Genomic DNA, 14,185 nt, shown 5'->3' on the forward strand with positions numbered 1-14,185 from the left:
CTGAACCGTGTGTCAGGGGCAGTCCGCCGACCTCGCGGCCGGGCTCGGGTCTTGCTAAGCGGACAGCTGTCCGTTAGGTTTTCGGTCTACCGGACAACTGTCCGCTTAGAGTCCACTGTAGCGGCAGATCAGGCCAGTGTGGCCGACTGATGTCCATTGCCACCGACTCCTTCACCTGTAGTGCTATGCGAAAGAAGGCCGATCATGGCCCCCTCGACGTCGAGCGCCATCACCCTGAACATCAACGGGGAGAAACACACGCTGCCCGTCGACCACCGCACCACCCTGCTCGACGCGCTGCGCGAGCGCCTGGACCTGACCGGCACCAAGAAGGGCTGCGACCAGGGCCAGTGCGGCGCCTGCACGGTCATGCTCGACGGGCGCCGGGCCCTCTCCTGCCTTCAGCTCGCGGTCGCCGCCGAGGGGCGGACGGTCACGACCATCGAAGGGGTGGCGGACGGTGACCGGCTGCACCCCGTCCAGCAGGCCTTCCTCGACCTCGACGGCTACCAGTGCGGCTACTGCACACCGGGACAGATCTGTTCAGCCATCGCAGTGATCGAGGAACACGCGGCGGGCTGGCCGAGCGCCGCCACCGCCGACGTCCGGCCGGAAGCAGCGATCCCGCCGCTCACCGCCGACGAGATACGCGAGCGCATGAGCGGCAACCTGTGCCGCTGCGGCGCGTATGTGTCGATCGTGCGGGCGGTCGAGCGGGCCGCGCAGGCCCAGGCGGCCGAGACCGAGAGCCGGACCGAAGGGGCAGCGGCATGAGGGAGTTCGCATATCAGCGCGCGTTCGACATATCCGGCGCGGTCGCCCTGCTCGACGCCGACCCCGAGGCACGCTTCCTCGGTGGCGGCACCAACCTCGTCGACCTGATGAAGGCCGGCGTGGAAAGGCCCGCCCGGCTCGTCGACGTACGCGAACTGCCCCTCGACCGGATCGAGTTCACGCCGGACGACGGGCTGCGCATCGGCGCGACGGTCACCAACAGCGACCTGGCCGCCCACCCCGAAGTGCGCCGCCACTACCCGGCGTTGACACAGGCCGTCCTGGCCGGCGCCTCCGGCCAGCTGCGCAACATGGCCACGGTCGGCGGGAACCTGCTTCAGCGGACCCGCTGCGGCTACTTCACCGACCTGTCGAAACCCTGCAACAGGCGTGCCCCCGGCAGCGGTTGCCCCGCCGTCGAGGGCGAGCACCACAACCACGCCATCCTCGGGGCCTCCGCACACTGCGTGGCCACCCACGCCTCGGACATGGCGGTCGCACTCGCAGCATTCGACGCCGTCGTGTCGTACGAAACGGCGGACGGGCCGGGCGAGTTGCCGTTCGCGGAGTTCTACCTCCCCGTGGGTGACACCCCTCATCTGGAGACGGCACTGCCGCCCGGCGCACTGATCACCGGCGTCACCCTGCCGCCGGCGCGGGTCGCCGCCAACTCCCGCTACCGCAAGGTGCGCGAGCGCGCCTCGTACGCCTTCGCCGTCGGTTCGGTCGCTGCCGCTCTCGATATCCAGGGTGATGTCGTACGTGAAGTGCGGCTGGCCTTCGGGGCGGTGGCGTCCCGGCCGTGGCGGGCCTCGGAGGCCGAACGGGTGCTGACCGGGGGACCGGTGAGCGCCGGGGCGTTCGCCGCCGCGGCCGACGCCGAACTGGCGGCCGCCGAAGCGCTGCCCCACAACGGATACAAGGTGACGCTGATCCGCAACCTCGTCGTGGCCGTGCTGACCGAACTCACCGAGGAGGCTTCCCGATGACGACGCCTGCGCCGACCACGACGACCGGAACCGCTGCCGCGACCCGGGCCGTCGGTACCGCCCGCACCCGCGTGGAGGGCAGGGCCAAGGTCACCGGAGCGGCCCGCTACGCCGGAGAGATCCCCTACGCCGAACTCACCCACGGCTGGCTGGTGTTGTCCACCGCGGCCCGCGGGCGTATCCGCTCGGTGGAGGACGCGCCCGTCCTCGGTATGCCCGGAGTCCTCACCGTCCTGCACCACGGGAACGCCCCGCGCCTCCACGCGAACTACACGAACGCCTTCGGGCAGCCCGACCCCATTCTGCAGCTCTTCCAGCACGACCGCGTCCCCTTCGTCGGCTGGCCGGTGGCTCTGGTCGTCGCCGAGACGCCCGAGCAGGCTAGGGAGGCCGCCGAGGCGCTGGTGGTCCGGTACGACGAGGAGGCGCACGACGTCGCGTTCTCCGCCGGGCGACCGGGGACGTACACACCGGAGAACTCGGAGACGGCGAAAGGGGACCTGGAGTCCGAACTCGCCGCGTCCGAAGTCGTGGTGGACGCTGAATACACAACGCCGGAGGAGCACCACAGCCCCCTGGAGCCGCACGCGGCGATGGCGCGCTGGGACAACGGCCGGCTCGAAGTCGTCGACTCCAACCAGGGCAGCGCGTTCGTGGCGGACGAGCTCGCGAAGCTGTTCTCGCTCGACCGGGACTCGGTGCGGGTGCGGTCCGAACACGTCGGTGGCGGCTTCGGAGCCAAGGGCACCCGTCCGCACTCCGTCCTCGCCGTGATGGCGGCGACCGTCCTGCACCGCCCGGTCAGGGTCGTCATGACCCGCCGTCAGATGTTCTCGCTGGTCGGCTACCGCAGCCCCACCGCGCAGCGCGTCAGGCTCGGCGCCGACGCCGAAGGGCGGCTGCGCGCGTTCGACCACCAGGCGCACTGCCTGACCTCGACCGTCCGCGAATTCGTCGAGAGCAGCGCCAACTTCGGGCATGCGATGTACGACGCCGACGCGCATCACACCGTGAACCGTGTCGTACGGCTGGATGTGCCGACGCCGAGCTGGATGCGCGCGCCGGGCGAGGCACCGGGCTCCTTCGCGGTGGAGTCCGCGCTCGACGAACTCGCCGAGAAGTGCGGCATCGACCCGATCGAGCTGCGCGTACGCAACGAACCCGACGTGGGACCTGTATCCGGGCTGCCGTTCGCCAGCCGCAACGTCCTCGCCTGCTACCGGGAGGGCGCTCGCCGGTTCGGCTGGGCGGACCGCGACCCGCGCCCCGGCATCCGCCGTGAAGGGCGCTGGCTCCTCGGCACCGGGATGGCGGCGTCCGCGTTCCCGACGCTCTCCGCACCGTCGACGGCGGCCGTCACGGCGGAGGCGGACGGTACCTTCACCGTCCGGATCACCGCGGCGGACATCGGGACGGGGGCGCGCACCGCGCTGACGCAGATCGCCGCGGACGCGCTGGAGGTGGCACCGGGGCGGGTGCGGGTACGGATCGCCGACAGCGACTTCGGTCCCGCGATGATCGCCGGCGGTTCCATGGGCACCCGCTCCTGGGCCTGGGCGATCGCCGTCGCGTCGGCCGAGCTGCGTGAGCAACTGGCCCTGGGCGGTGGCATTCCACCCGAGGGGATCACCGTACGGTCCGACACCTCCGAAGCTGTCCGCGCGCTGTCAAAGATGGAACGCAACGCGTTCGGGGCGCAGTTCGCCGAGGTCGCCGTGGATGTCACCAGCGGTGAAGTACGCGTACGGCGGATGCTCGGCATCTTCGCCGCCGGCCGGATCGTCAACCCGCTGACCGCACGAGGCCAGTTCATCGGCGGGATGGTCTGGGGGCTCTCCATGGCGCTGCACGAGGAGGCGGTCAGGGACCAGGCCTCCGGCGGCCATGTCGGCGCCGACCTCGCGGGCTACCACTTCGCCGCGCACGCCGACATACCGCCCATCGAGGCGGACTGGGTGGACGACCCGGACCCCGACGACCCCGTCGGCATCAAGGGCATCGGCGAGATCGGGGTCGTGGGCGGCGCGGCGGCGATCGCCAACGCGGTCTGGCACGCGACCGGCGTACGCCACCGTCACCTGCCGATCAGGCCCGACCGCGTGCTGACGGCGACTGCGGGCGGACATGCTTGACCTCGCCGACGAGCTGAAGCGGTGGGCCGAGGAGGGCCGGGACTTCGCCGTCGCGACCGTGGTGTCCGTCGGCGGCAGCGCGCCACGCGGCCCGGGCGCCGCCCTCGCCGTCGACGGCGAGGGCACGGTCATCGGTTCGGTCTCCGGCGGCTGCGTCGAAGGGGCGGTGTACGAGCTGTGCGTCCAGGCGCTCCAGGACGGCCACCCGGTGCTCGAACGATTCGGCTACAGCGACGAGGACGCCTTCGCGGTGGGCCTCACCTGCGGCGGGGTCATCGATGTCCTGGTCACGCCGGTGCGAGCGGGCGCGCCCGACGGGAAGATGCTCGCGGCTGCCCTGTCGGCTGCGGCGCGCCGGGAGGCGGTCGCCGTGGCCCGGGTGGTCCGCGGTCCGGCCGAGCTGCTCGGCGGGGCGCTGTTGGTCCACGCCGACGGTTCGCATGACGGGAGGCTCGGGGGCTCGGTCGGGTTGCGCGAGGGCGGCGCGAGCACCTCGTACGAGGGCGGCGCGAGCACCTCGTACGAGGGCGGCGCGAGCACCTCGTACGAAGGCGGTGCGAGCACCTCGTACCACGGCGGCCCGGAGGGCCCGTACGACGGCGGCCCGGAGGGCTCGTACGACGGCGGCCCGGAGGGCTCGTACGACGGCGGTCTCGGAGGCCCTCCCACAGGTGACGACGGCCTCCCGGCTGTGGACCGGACGGCGCTGGCGGAGGCTCGCGCGATGCTGGATTCCGGCCGGACGGGCACGGTCGAGATCTCGGAGGACGGATCGAGCTGCCCGGGCGGAGTGACGCTCTTCGTCGAGACGCGCGTGCCGCCGCCCCGCATGATCGTGTTCGGTGCCGTGGACTTCGCCGCGGCGCTCGTGCGGGCGGGCAGGTTCCTCGGCTACCACGTGACCGTGTGCGACGCCCGCCCCGTCTTCGCCACGCGCCTCCGCTTCCCCGAGGCCGACGAGATCGTGGTCGACTGGCCGCACCGCTACCTCCGGAGCACACGGACCGACGGGCGCACGGTGCTGTGTGTGCTCACGCACGACGCCAAGTTCGACATCCCGCTGCTGGAGACGGCCCTGCGGCTGCCGGTCGCGTTCGTCGGCGCGATGGGCTCGCGTCGCACCCATCAGGACCGTGACCGCCGGCTGCGCGAAGTCGGGCTCACCGACGCCGAGTTGGCCCGCCTCCGGTCCCCCATCGGGCTCGACCTCGGCGCCCGTACGCCCGAGGAGACCGCCCTGTCCATCGCGGCGGAGATCGTCGCGGCCCGCCGCGGAGGGACCGGCGTTCCGCTGACCGGATCGGGGATGCCGATCCACCGTGACCTGGACGGGAGGGACGCGGGAGAGCCGACCCGCACCGAGGCGGCCGCGTGACCCGGTGCCGGTCGGCGCGGGAAGCTCAGGAAGCCGGAGCCGAGTTCACGAGCCAGTCGTACGCGGCCCGTGCGGTGAATTCGGCCTGGCCGCCGCGCAGCAGCAGCCCCGCCGTGGCGAACCGCGGGTCGTCGGCCTGGGCGGCGACGTAGGGGATGGCGATGCAGCGCATCCCGGCCGCGTGCGCGGCCGCGGCGCCCGGGGCGGCGTCCTCCAGGACCACGCAGTCGGGCGCGGACGCCCCCAGGCGGCGCGCCGCCTCAAGGAAGACGTCGGGTGCGGGCTTGCCGCGGTCGACCTCGTCGGACGAGACGACGGTCGGCAGGCAGGAGGCCAGGCCCGTGCCGGTCAGGATCGCCTCGATGGCCTCCCGCGAGGAGCCCGAGGCCACGGCCATCGGTACGCCGTCCCCGGCCAGCAGTTCCACGAACTTCCGCATCTCCGGGTACACCCGCGTGGAGGCGCGGGCCAGCTCCAGATAGCGGCGGTTCGTCTCGGCGAACAGGGTGTCGAGCGGCACCGCCAGGCCATAGCGGTCCTTCAGGAGGGCGAGTGTCTCCTGGGCGCTGATGCCGACGTAACTCTCGTGGTCGGACCAGGTGAAGTCGGTGACGCCGAGCTCGGCGAGCGTCTGCCGGCCCGCCTCGAAGTAGTTCGGCTCGCTGTCCACGAGCGTGCCGTCGAGATCGAAGATGACTGAGATGCCGCCGAGAGTGGTCATGGGTTCCAGGATGCCAATGATCAGCTCGGTGCCGGACCGTCCGGGCCGCGGACGAACGCCTCGTGCAGATCGTCGGCCGCGCGGGGCACGGACTCCGCCCTGCGGCGCCGCAGCATCATGGTGGCGTCGGTGCTGTCGGCGTCGTGGCCGCTGGGACGGTCGGTCAGTTCTTCGCCGCGCGGCCGATCGATTCCACCAGCGGCAGCAGCCGCTGCGGGACGCGCTCGCGCAGCGCGACCTCCGTGCGGGTGCGCACCACGCCCGGCAGGCTGATCAGCGCCTGGATGACATCCTCCAGGTGTGCGTTGTCGCGCGCCACGACCCGGGTCAGCAGATCACCGCCGCCGGTGATCGAGAACGCCTCGATGATCTCCGGTACGGCGGCCAACGCATCGCCCACGTCGTCGAGATGGCCCTGCGTGACCTCGATGTGAACGAAGGCGAGCACGGGGTGGCCGAGCGCCGCGGGGGACAGAGCCGGGCTCGTACCGGTGATCACTCCGTCCCGCTCCAGCCGGTCGAGGCGGGCCTGAAGGGTTCCGCGGGCGATGCCGAGCGTACGGGCGTACTCACGCACGCTGGTGCGTGGCTGCTCCAGCAGCAGCCGCAGAATACGGGTGTCCAGCTCGTCCACGGCCATGGTGCGCCGCCCTCCTGCCGCCTCGGGTGATCACTTCCGACTGTACCAATGGCGCAGCTTGAGGCGAGTCTGCTGGGCCAGTCTCCAGATGTCCCCCAACGCGCTCGCGGTCGACGGGGTTTGGAGCGCCATTCCGCGGTCAGCCGTAGAGGTGGACCCTCCGCGGAGGACAAGCCGGATCAGTTGAAGCACGACCGGAATTGCGTCTCCTGCGAGAAGGCCCCTTCAAATGGCATGAGAAAAGGTCACGAGAAAAGGTCACGCAACGAGACTCGGGAGCAAAGCATGTGCGCGGAACACGGGACGAACCGTCCGCTCTCCACCGACACGGTGGCTGTCCCGGAGCAGCCGCGCTCAGGGCCGCGCAGTCCGGCCGAGGCGCGCCAGGCGGTCAGGCGGGCGATCGAGGGGCGATTCCGCGGCAGCGGCACAACTGACGACGAGGACGCGGTCAGCGACGCCCTGCTCGTGGCCTCCGAGCTCACGACCAACGCGATTCGGCACGGGGGCGGTGTCACGGACTTCCAGGTCACGCTGGCCGGCCGCGAAGTACTCCTGTCGGTGAGTGACCGAAGCGAGCAACTGCCGCTGGTCGTACGCGGTGGCGACGAACTGGAAGACCTGCGGGTGGGAGGCCATGGCTGGCCGATCGTCTGCCGTCTCGCGCGCGATGTCGTCGTCTCGGATCTGCACGCCGGAGGAAAGCGCATCACGGCTGTGGTGCCCCTCTCGTCCTCCTGAGGCACTCCGGAGAATATCGGCGGCCTCGTTTCCGTCTTTCCGCCGGGGATATTCGTGACCGACCCGTATGCCCCGGCTCGCAGCGCCTATGCCTGGCGTCCGAAACCGTGATGAGAAGTGATCCTGCGCAATCACGTGCCCTTTTCGGACAAGGCCGGCTTCCGGACGTGGTTCGCGGAGAGACGCGTATCGCGGAAAGAAGTGAACGCACCCGTTTGACCGGAGGAATGCCGGGCAACTGGATTTCGTGCTTCGGACCGGAGGCGCGTCGGCGGGAGTGGTATGCCGCGCGGGCGCCCTTCGTCGGCCCGACGGCACCGCGTCTCGCGGTCAGACCCGAACAGCACCGTGGAGGAGCGATTTCGCATGCTCACTGATGTATCCGCACGCCATTCCCCCGGCCCCGCTCCGAGCGGGTCCGCGGCCAAACGACCGTACGACGACGCACCGGACTGCGCCGCGGCCTTCGCCCGGCTGGTGGAGCTGGGCGAAGGGCCCGAGCGCGACCTCATCCGCGACGATCTGGTCGAGTCGTGGCTGCCGATGGCCTATCGCATCGCCGGCCGCTTCCGTGACCGGGGCGAGTCGATCGAGGACCTTCGGCAGGTCGCGGCGCTGGGCCTGGTGAAGGCCGTCGACCGCTTCGACCCCGTGCGCGGGGCCTTCGAGAGCTACGCGGTACCGACCATCACCGGCGAGATCAAGCGCCACTTCCGTGATCGCATGTGGGCGTTGCGGGTTCCCCGGCGCGTGCAGGAACTCAGGAACAAGGTGCGGGTCGCCCGGCGCGAACTCAGCCAGCTCCCTGGATCTCCCGAGCCCACGACCGCCGAGATCGCCGCCCACACGGGCCTCTCGGAGGACGAGGTCGGTGACGGGATGGAGGCGATGGAGAGCTTCAGCACCCTCTCCCTGGACGCCGAACTGTCCTCCAGGGAAGACGGATACAGCCTTGCCGACACGCTCGGCGCGGCCGACTCCACCTTCGACACCGTGGTGGACCGAGAAGCCGCGAAGCGAGGGCTGAGCCGCCTGCCCGAGCGTGAACGCGCCATCCTGTACATGCGGTTCTTCGAGGACATGACCCAGAACCGCATCGCCGACCGGCTGGGCATCTCCCAGATGCACGTCTCCCGGCTCATCACCAACAGCTGTGCCCGTGTACGCGCCGAGGCGCTGGACGACGAGGCGCGCCGCCAGGCCCCTGAGGGACCGACGCAAACCACCTGACCAGTCAGCTGTTTTTGCTTGTTCTTGCCTGCTCTCACCTGACCTAGGAGTACGGACATGCTGATGCCCCACCCGGAGACGCTGCGCGAGCTCGTGGCGGAGTACGAGGCACTCGCCGCCCAGGAAGCCGCGGACGGTACGGGAAGGCCGGGCCCACGGGCCCAGGATCTGGCGTACACGCTCTGTGTCTCGACCGGCACCCGTGATGTGCGGCTGGCGTTGGCGGCGGCCCGTCGGTACCTCGTGGGGGAGACCGCGGTGGTGCCCGCGATGAGCGACTGATACCGGGCGGCAGCGCACCGGCGACCGAACCGAACCACCGGAACCGGGAGGAAAGTTGACGGCCTCGGAAAACGAAGCAGCCACCGGGAGCGGTGGGCGGGACGAGACCCAGGAAGAGGGAGCCGACCGCAGATGGAGCGAGCTCATCCAGGAGATCCGGGTGGCTCAGACAGGCGTGCAGATCCTGTTCGGCTTCCTGCTCACCGTCGTGTTCACTCCGCGATACGGACATTTGGCGCAGCTGGACAAGGCCATCTACATCGTCACGGTCGTTCTCGGGGCCTGCGCCACGGGTGCGCTGATAGGTCCCGTGGCCCTGCACCGGATCGTCTCCGGACGGCGCGTCAAGCCGCAGGCGGTGCGGTGGGCGTCGCGGCTGACCTTCGTGGGGCTGGTTCTGCTCCTCGCGACCATGACCGCCTCGCTGCTGCTGATTCTCCGGGTGGCCACGCACGACGCGTACGTGCCGTGGCTCGTCTCCGGGGTCGTCGCCTGGTACCTGTTCTGCTGGCTCGTCCTGCCCATGTGGGTGCGCTGCCGGTACACCAGCGACTGACACGCCGCCGATTACTGACACGTCGGCTACCGGCGCTCCAACCCCCGACCCCAGGAGTACCCATGCACGAGTCCCTGTGGAACTACACGCCCACCAGCGGTCACACGCCTGACGACGATCTGACCGGCTACGCGGTCGAGGCGACGGACGGCCAGATCGGAACCGTCGACAAACACTCCGTCGAAGTCGTCGCCCAGTACATCGTGGTCGACACCGGAGTGTGGATCTTCGGCAGGAAGGTCATGCTGCCCGCCGGCACGATCGTGGGCATCGACCACGAGGCCAAGAAGGTCCACGTGTCCCTCGACAAGGCCGAGATCAAGACGTCACCCGAGTTCGACGAGGACAAACACCTGGGCGACCCCGCCTACCGCGACCAGCTGGGCGGCCACTACGGATCCGGTCACTAAGACCGCTGGACCGCCCGCACAGCCCGGTCCGGGCCGCGATGCCCGGACCGGGCGCTCACCAGGCACCAGGGCAGGAACGCCGGCTCACCAGGGCAAGAACGTGTGCACGTCCTTGCCGTCCGGCCGCAGCACCACGCTGACCTGGTCGCACAGGGTGTGAATCAGGTGCCAGCCGATTCCGCCACCGCCCTGACGCGGATGGAACGGGCGGGGTGCGGGCGGAGTGGTGCTGCTGTCCCGCACGGTCACATGGACGCCGTCGAAGGTGCGGCGCATATGCAGTTCGAAGGGGCCGGGGGCGTACTGGATCGAGTTGGCGACGAGTTCGGTGACCACCAGCAGGATGTCGTCCCAGTGCTCGGCGGCGCTCGGCGGCGACGCCTGGGCGAGCGAGGTCAGATAGCTCTCCGCCGTCAGGCGCGCATCGGTCACGTTGCGCAACTGGCCGTCGAAGGCCTTGGAGAGTGTCTCGGTCCCCTGTTGCGCCGGTTTCCCTTCCCCACTCGGATCGCTTCCCATCTCGCCTTCCCGTGTGGGCTCCTCCACGCTCTCCCCTGGCGTGGACCGTGTCCCCCATGCCGGGGACCGCCTACGCCGTGTTGCCCCGGGACCGCCGAGCCGCCCGCCGCCACAGTGAACGCCGCTCAGCCTCACTTGTACCACCCCAGACTCCGATGCTCTGGCCCGTTTCGAGGGCCCATTCCAGGCACTCGTCGCGTACCGGGCAGCCCTGGCACACGGCCTTCGCCTCGTTGATCTGCAGAATCGCGGGGCCTGTGGTGCCGATGGGGAAGAACAGGTCGGGGTCGACGGTGCGGCATGCCGCGGATTCGCGCCAGTTGCTCATAAGGGCCTCCTGCGCTCGCAGTCGTGTGGATCGGTGCGGGTTCCTTCGGTGTTCGGGTCACCCGTGATGGCACAGGTGAAACAGAAATGTGCCGATGACCCGAATGTCCAGCCAGTGCGGGACCCGGATGTCCGGCCCGCAGGTGCCGGGCGCTGAAAACCGTCTGCTTGAACTTGGCTTACCAGGGAAAGCGGATCCGAAGCGCGGTCGGCAAAGTGCCGGCGCGGGCGAACGGCAGTCACCTGCCAGGGAATGAGGAGGTGTGACATGGCAGAGGAACCCGACGACGTCTGGGAGCGGTTCGCCATCGGCCTGGCGGACATGGCGCGGGATCTGCTGGCCCAGGACTCGGTCCAGGCCACCCTGGACCGGATCGTGGCGCACGCCTCGACGCTGATCAAGGGAGTCGACGATGCCGGGATCCTCACCGTCCGTGGTGGCGAGGTCCACGCCCTGTCCGCGACGAGCGACCTCGTGCGCACCGCGGACCGGATTCAGCAGGATCTGAGGGAGGGCCCCTGCTTCGACGCCGTCGTCGACCGCCGGCAGGTCTACAGCATCGAGGATCTGCGCGAACCGCATGAGCGCTGGTCCCGCTTCGCCCCCGAACTGAGGAAGCTCGGCATGGGGAGCTCCTTGGGCTTTCTGCTGTTCACCGAGGACGACGAGCTCGGCGCGCTCAACCTCTACTCCCAGGTGCCGCACACCTTCGACGACATGGCACAGCGCGCGGGCTGGGTGCTCGCCTCCCACGCCGCCGTGGCGTTCTCCGCCGCCCGCACCCACCAGCAGCTCAGCCACGCCCTGGAGACACGCCACGAGATAGGTGAGGCCATGGGCATCCTCATGGAGCGCCACGGGCTGAGCGAGGACACGGCCTTCAAGCTCCTCAAGAAGGCGTCCCAGGACCGCAACATCAAACTTCGCGAGATCGCCCGCCAGATCTGCCGGACCGGAGAGAAGCCCGACTGACCGCACCCTCGGCGCGGGGCCGCTACGACACCCGGATCCCGACGATGCACGTGTCGTCGTCGGTGTCCGACCGGCTGTACGTGAGGAGCCGGTCCAACTGGTGGTCCAGCGTGCTGCCCACCGTGCGCGCGCTGGTCAGCAACTGGGCCATCGACTCCTCGACCGACCGGTCACGCCGCTCGACGAGCCCGTCGGTGTACATCAACAGGGTGTCCTCGACGGCCAGTTGAACCTCGCCCTCCTCGTACACGGCCTCGGGCACGGCACCGAGCAGAATCCCCTTGAGGAGCGGCAGCGGGCTCGCTTCCGTGTCACGGACCAGGACGGGCGGCAGATGACCGGCCCTGGCCCACCGCAGGGTGCGCCGGACCGGGTCGTAGAGGCCGCAGACCGCCGTGGCAGTGATGGAGCCTGTCAGATGGTGCGCCACGATGTTGAGCCACGACAGCAACTGGCCGGGACCCGCACCCGTCACGGCGAGTCCGCGCAGCGCGTTGCGCAGGACCACCATGCTGGTCGCCGCCTCGATCCCGTGACCGGCCACGTCGCCGACACACAGGAGCACCCGCTGGGAGGGCAGGACAACGGCGTCGTACCAGTCGCCGCCCACCAGTTGCTCGGTCTCCGCCGGGCGGTAGCGGACGGCCACCTGGAGACCCGGCGCCTGCAACGGGGCCTGCGCCGGGGGCATGATCGCGTGCTGCAGCTGCAGGGTCAGCCGGTTGCGTTCGTGTGCCTGTTGCTCGCTGTGCGCGAGCTGGTCACGCGTCGCCGCGAGCGCGACCTCCGTCCAGTGCTGGGCCGAGATGTCCTGGCAGGCCCCTCGTACGATGAACAGCCGGTTCTCGGCGTCGAGCACCGGCTCGGCCACCACTCGCAGATGCCGGGTCACCCCGTCGGGGCGCTGTAGCCGGAACGCCGCCGTGGCCGGGCGCCGGTGGTGGAGGAGGGTGCGCAGAAAGCGGCCGATCACCACGGCGTCGTCGGGGTGTGCGTGTGCGGGCAGGTCCTCCAGCGGCACGGGCGTCTGGGACGCGGAGCGCCCGTACAGGCTGTAGAGCGTGCCGTTCCAGGTGATCTCGCCGGTGAGCAGGTTCTCCTCGAAGCCGCCGATCCTGCCGAGCCGCTGGGCGTGCTGAAGCAGGCTGGCGAGCCGTGCGGTCTCGTCCTCGATACGCCACAGGAGCAGCACGCTGTCGCCGTGCCTGCTGAGGCTGATGTCGGCCACGCTCGACAGCGGTACCTGGTCGACCAGTCCCGTGAGGTCCATCCGGTGGGTCCGGAACGGCTCCCCCGTGGCGTAGACCCGCTCGACATGCTGGAAGAGCTCGCTCTCCCCGGCGGCCAGCGGATAGGCCTCCAGCAGCAGCGCTCCGTTGACGACACCGCGGGGCCGGCCGGCCGGGTCGAGGAACCGGCTGTTCACATGGCGGATCCGGAAGTCCGCGAGCTGTCCGTCGTTGTCGAGGTGGGGTTCGAGGATCAGCGCGGGATCGTGCAGTCCGTCGACCAGATCGATGAGTTCCGCGACTCCGGGCGTGACATGCGGGCCGTTGGCGCTCGTGCGGTCGCTCGGGAGCGGCTGGCTCTCCAGCGTGTGGGCGCACAACTCTGCCAGCGCCTCGACCTGGCGGGCGACCTGGGGCGACTGCGGCTTGAGAGGAGACGGCCAGGCGATTTCGAGGACGCCGTGGATGCGCCCGCCGACACCGGCCGGGGCTGCCACTCTCCCGCCGTACGGGTAGTGGGTGCGCCCGATGGTCGGCTGGCCGGCCTCGGTGAGTGACGCGGTCCACTGTGTCGTACGACCGGACAGGGCCCGGCGTGCCACCGTCGCCACGCCGGGCGGCACGTAGCGCCAGCGCTCCGCCTCCGCGGCGGAGAACCCGGCGCTGCCCGCCAGGGTGAGGCCACCGTCGGCGCCGACCGCCCAGATGGCGACGGCAACCGCGCCGAGCGGGGCCAGGGCGTGCTGGAGCAGCGAGTCGGCCACCGACTGGGTGTCGTCGGCGGCCAGAGCACCGCTCTCCGCCTCCCGCAGGCGTACCGCCGGGGATGTGTCCTGGGCGTCGTCGGAGCCGGTCGTGGCGGCGAGGAACGCACTGGTCACCTCGGACAGCCGGTCGCGCGCCGCCTGGTTGATGACGTCGACGGCGAGTTCGAGCAGGCTCACATTGCCCTGCTCGGTCAGCTCGTCGAGCTGTCGGGCGGCCTGTGCGGGGCCGCAGCCGAGGCGTTCGATCAGGATGCCCTTGGCGAGCTCGATCAGGGCGCGGCCGTCGGCTTCGGCCTGCGCGGCCTGCACCTCGCGACGCAACCGGTCCACCGTGGCGGCCAGTCTGCCCACCATGGACGTCGACGCGACGTCGGTCAGGCCGTCCGTCGGGTCGGCCGTCCAGGTGCCCGGAGGCTGTTCGGGAGTGCTCACGGTGCGGTTGCTCCTCGGCTGGGACGTCCGCGGGTGCGGGGGAGAGGGGTGCGGGGAGGGCGCCCGGCCGGCCGTTCGGACCGGCGGG

The 14,185-nt window shown here is 70.5% G+C and carries 15 protein-coding genes; 10 read left to right on the forward strand and 5 right to left on the reverse strand.

Annotation, left to right across the window (positions count from 1 at the left end):
* The first annotated feature begins 204 nt into the window (after positions 1 to 204).
* The 4 genes from ACFVKT_RS07795 to ACFVKT_RS07810 are packed head-to-tail and all read left to right on the forward strand — an operon-like array spanning position 205 to position 5,270.
* Positions 205 to 774: a (2Fe-2S)-binding protein gene (locus tag ACFVKT_RS07795; protein WP_385728706.1), complete on the forward strand. Its 570-nt coding sequence runs from the start codon at positions 205 to 207 to the stop codon at positions 772 to 774.
* The gene (locus ACFVKT_RS07800) at positions 771 to 1,763 is read left to right on the forward strand and encodes an FAD binding domain-containing protein (RefSeq protein WP_385728708.1); all 993 of its coding nucleotides are present in this window, start codon (positions 771 to 773) and stop codon (positions 1,761 to 1,763) included. The genes ACFVKT_RS07795 and ACFVKT_RS07800 overlap by 4 nt, the downstream gene beginning before the upstream one ends.
* On the forward strand, positions 1,760 to 3,895 hold the full coding sequence (locus tag ACFVKT_RS07805) for a xanthine dehydrogenase family protein molybdopterin-binding subunit (protein WP_385728710.1): 2,136 nt from the start codon (positions 1,760 to 1,762) through the stop codon (positions 3,893 to 3,895). Before ACFVKT_RS07800 ends, ACFVKT_RS07805 begins: the two co-directional genes overlap by 4 nt.
* Positions 3,888 to 5,270: an XdhC family protein gene (locus tag ACFVKT_RS07810; RefSeq protein WP_385728712.1), complete on the forward strand. Its 1,383-nt coding sequence runs from the start codon at positions 3,888 to 3,890 to the stop codon at positions 5,268 to 5,270. Before ACFVKT_RS07805 ends, ACFVKT_RS07810 begins: the two co-directional genes overlap by 8 nt.
* Before the next feature lie 25 nt (positions 5,271 to 5,295).
* Here ACFVKT_RS07810 and ACFVKT_RS07815 read toward each other — a convergent pair whose 3' ends face one another.
* Both ACFVKT_RS07815 and ACFVKT_RS07820 read right to left on the reverse strand, forming a co-directional pair.
* A complete protein-coding gene (locus tag ACFVKT_RS07815; protein WP_385728714.1) occupies positions 5,296 to 5,991 on the reverse strand; it encodes an HAD family hydrolase in 696 nt (231 codons plus the stop codon).
* 163 nt (positions 5,992 to 6,154) lie between these two features.
* Entirely contained in the window at positions 6,155 to 6,631 is a 477-nt protein-coding gene (locus tag ACFVKT_RS07820; protein WP_385728716.1) for an Lrp/AsnC family transcriptional regulator, read from the reverse strand.
* A 285-nt stretch (positions 6,632 to 6,916) separates the two neighbouring features.
* On the opposite strand from ACFVKT_RS07820, the gene ACFVKT_RS07825 reads away from it, so the two are divergent.
* The 5 genes from ACFVKT_RS07825 to ACFVKT_RS07845 all read left to right on the forward strand — a co-directional run bounded on the left by ACFVKT_RS07825 (position 6,917) and on the right by ACFVKT_RS07845 (position 9,850).
* Positions 6,917 to 7,372: an ATP-binding protein gene (locus ACFVKT_RS07825; RefSeq protein WP_385728718.1), complete on the forward strand. Its 456-nt coding sequence runs from the start codon at positions 6,917 to 6,919 to the stop codon at positions 7,370 to 7,372.
* 366 nt (positions 7,373 to 7,738) lie between these two features.
* A complete protein-coding gene (locus ACFVKT_RS07830) occupies positions 7,739 to 8,602 on the forward strand; it encodes a SigB/SigF/SigG family RNA polymerase sigma factor (RefSeq protein ID WP_385728720.1) in 864 nt (287 codons plus the stop codon).
* A gap of 57 nt (positions 8,603 to 8,659) precedes the next feature.
* Positions 8,660 to 8,884, forward strand: coding sequence for a DUF5133 domain-containing protein (locus tag ACFVKT_RS07835; RefSeq protein WP_385728722.1), 225 nt, complete (start codon positions 8,660 to 8,662; stop codon positions 8,882 to 8,884).
* A 55-nt stretch (positions 8,885 to 8,939) separates the two neighbouring features.
* On the forward strand, positions 8,940 to 9,440 hold the full coding sequence (locus ACFVKT_RS07840; protein WP_385728724.1) for a DUF6328 family protein: 501 nt from the start codon (positions 8,940 to 8,942) through the stop codon (positions 9,438 to 9,440).
* 62 nt (positions 9,441 to 9,502) lie between these two features.
* Positions 9,503 to 9,850: a PRC-barrel domain containing protein gene (locus ACFVKT_RS07845; protein ID WP_385728726.1), complete on the forward strand. Its 348-nt coding sequence runs from the start codon at positions 9,503 to 9,505 to the stop codon at positions 9,848 to 9,850.
* A gap of 84 nt (positions 9,851 to 9,934) precedes the next feature.
* Here ACFVKT_RS07845 and ACFVKT_RS07850 read toward each other — a convergent pair whose 3' ends face one another.
* A complete protein-coding gene (locus ACFVKT_RS07850; protein WP_385728728.1) occupies positions 9,935 to 10,369 on the reverse strand; it encodes an ATP-binding protein in 435 nt (144 codons plus the stop codon).
* A gap of 70 nt (positions 10,370 to 10,439) precedes the next feature.
* Positions 10,440 to 10,697, reverse strand: a complete 258-nt coding sequence (locus tag ACFVKT_RS07855; RefSeq protein WP_385728730.1) for a WhiB family transcriptional regulator — start codon at positions 10,695 to 10,697, stop codon at positions 10,440 to 10,442.
* Positions 10,698 to 10,964: 267 nt separating this feature from the next.
* Between ACFVKT_RS07855 and ACFVKT_RS07860 the strand changes: the two genes are divergently transcribed.
* Entirely contained in the window at positions 10,965 to 11,669 is a 705-nt protein-coding gene (locus ACFVKT_RS07860) for a GAF and ANTAR domain-containing protein (protein ID WP_385728732.1), read from the forward strand.
* Positions 11,670 to 11,691: 22 nt separating this feature from the next.
* Here the strand turns inward: ACFVKT_RS07860 and ACFVKT_RS07865 are convergent, their stop codons facing one another.
* Positions 11,692 to 14,043 carry a SpoIIE family protein phosphatase gene (locus ACFVKT_RS07865; protein WP_385729902.1) on the reverse strand — a complete coding sequence of 784 codons (2,352 nt, stop codon included), beginning with the start codon at positions 14,041 to 14,043 and terminating at the stop codon, positions 11,692 to 11,694.
* Positions 14,044 to 14,185: the final 142 nt, after the last annotated feature.

This window comes from Streptomyces sp. NPDC127595, from assembly GCF_042671685.1.
GTDB lineage: Bacteria > Actinomycetota > Actinomycetes > Streptomycetales > Streptomycetaceae > Streptomyces.

Coding starts and splice junctions, on each gene's coding strand:
- ACFVKT_RS07820 (WP_385728716.1), bottom strand. CDS start 6,631: ATGGCCGTGGACGAGCTGGACACCCGTATTCTGCGGCTGCTGCTGGAG.
- ACFVKT_RS07795 (WP_385728706.1), top strand. CDS start 205: ATGGCCCCCTCGACGTCGAGCGCCATCACCCTGAACATCAACGGGGAG.
- ACFVKT_RS07805 (WP_385728710.1), top strand. CDS start 1,760: ATGACGACGCCTGCGCCGACCACGACGACCGGAACCGCTGCCGCGACC.
- ACFVKT_RS07825 (WP_385728718.1), top strand. CDS start 6,917: ATGTGCGCGGAACACGGGACGAACCGTCCGCTCTCCACCGACACGGTG.
- ACFVKT_RS07815 (WP_385728714.1), bottom strand. CDS start 5,991: ATGACCACTCTCGGCGGCATCTCAGTCATCTTCGATCTCGACGGCACG.
- ACFVKT_RS07830 (WP_385728720.1), top strand. CDS start 7,739: ATGCTCACTGATGTATCCGCACGCCATTCCCCCGGCCCCGCTCCGAGC.
- ACFVKT_RS07800 (WP_385728708.1), top strand. CDS start 771: ATGAGGGAGTTCGCATATCAGCGCGCGTTCGACATATCCGGCGCGGTC.
- ACFVKT_RS07855 (WP_385728730.1), bottom strand. CDS start 10,697: ATGAGCAACTGGCGCGAATCCGCGGCATGCCGCACCGTCGACCCCGAC.
- ACFVKT_RS07845 (WP_385728726.1), top strand. CDS start 9,503: ATGCACGAGTCCCTGTGGAACTACACGCCCACCAGCGGTCACACGCCT.
- ACFVKT_RS07835 (WP_385728722.1), top strand. CDS start 8,660: ATGCTGATGCCCCACCCGGAGACGCTGCGCGAGCTCGTGGCGGAGTAC.
- ACFVKT_RS07850 (WP_385728728.1), bottom strand. CDS start 10,369: ATGGGAAGCGATCCGAGTGGGGAAGGGAAACCGGCGCAACAGGGGACC.
- ACFVKT_RS07810 (WP_385728712.1), top strand. CDS start 3,888: ATGCTTGACCTCGCCGACGAGCTGAAGCGGTGGGCCGAGGAGGGCCGG.
- ACFVKT_RS07860 (WP_385728732.1), top strand. CDS start 10,965: ATGGCAGAGGAACCCGACGACGTCTGGGAGCGGTTCGCCATCGGCCTG.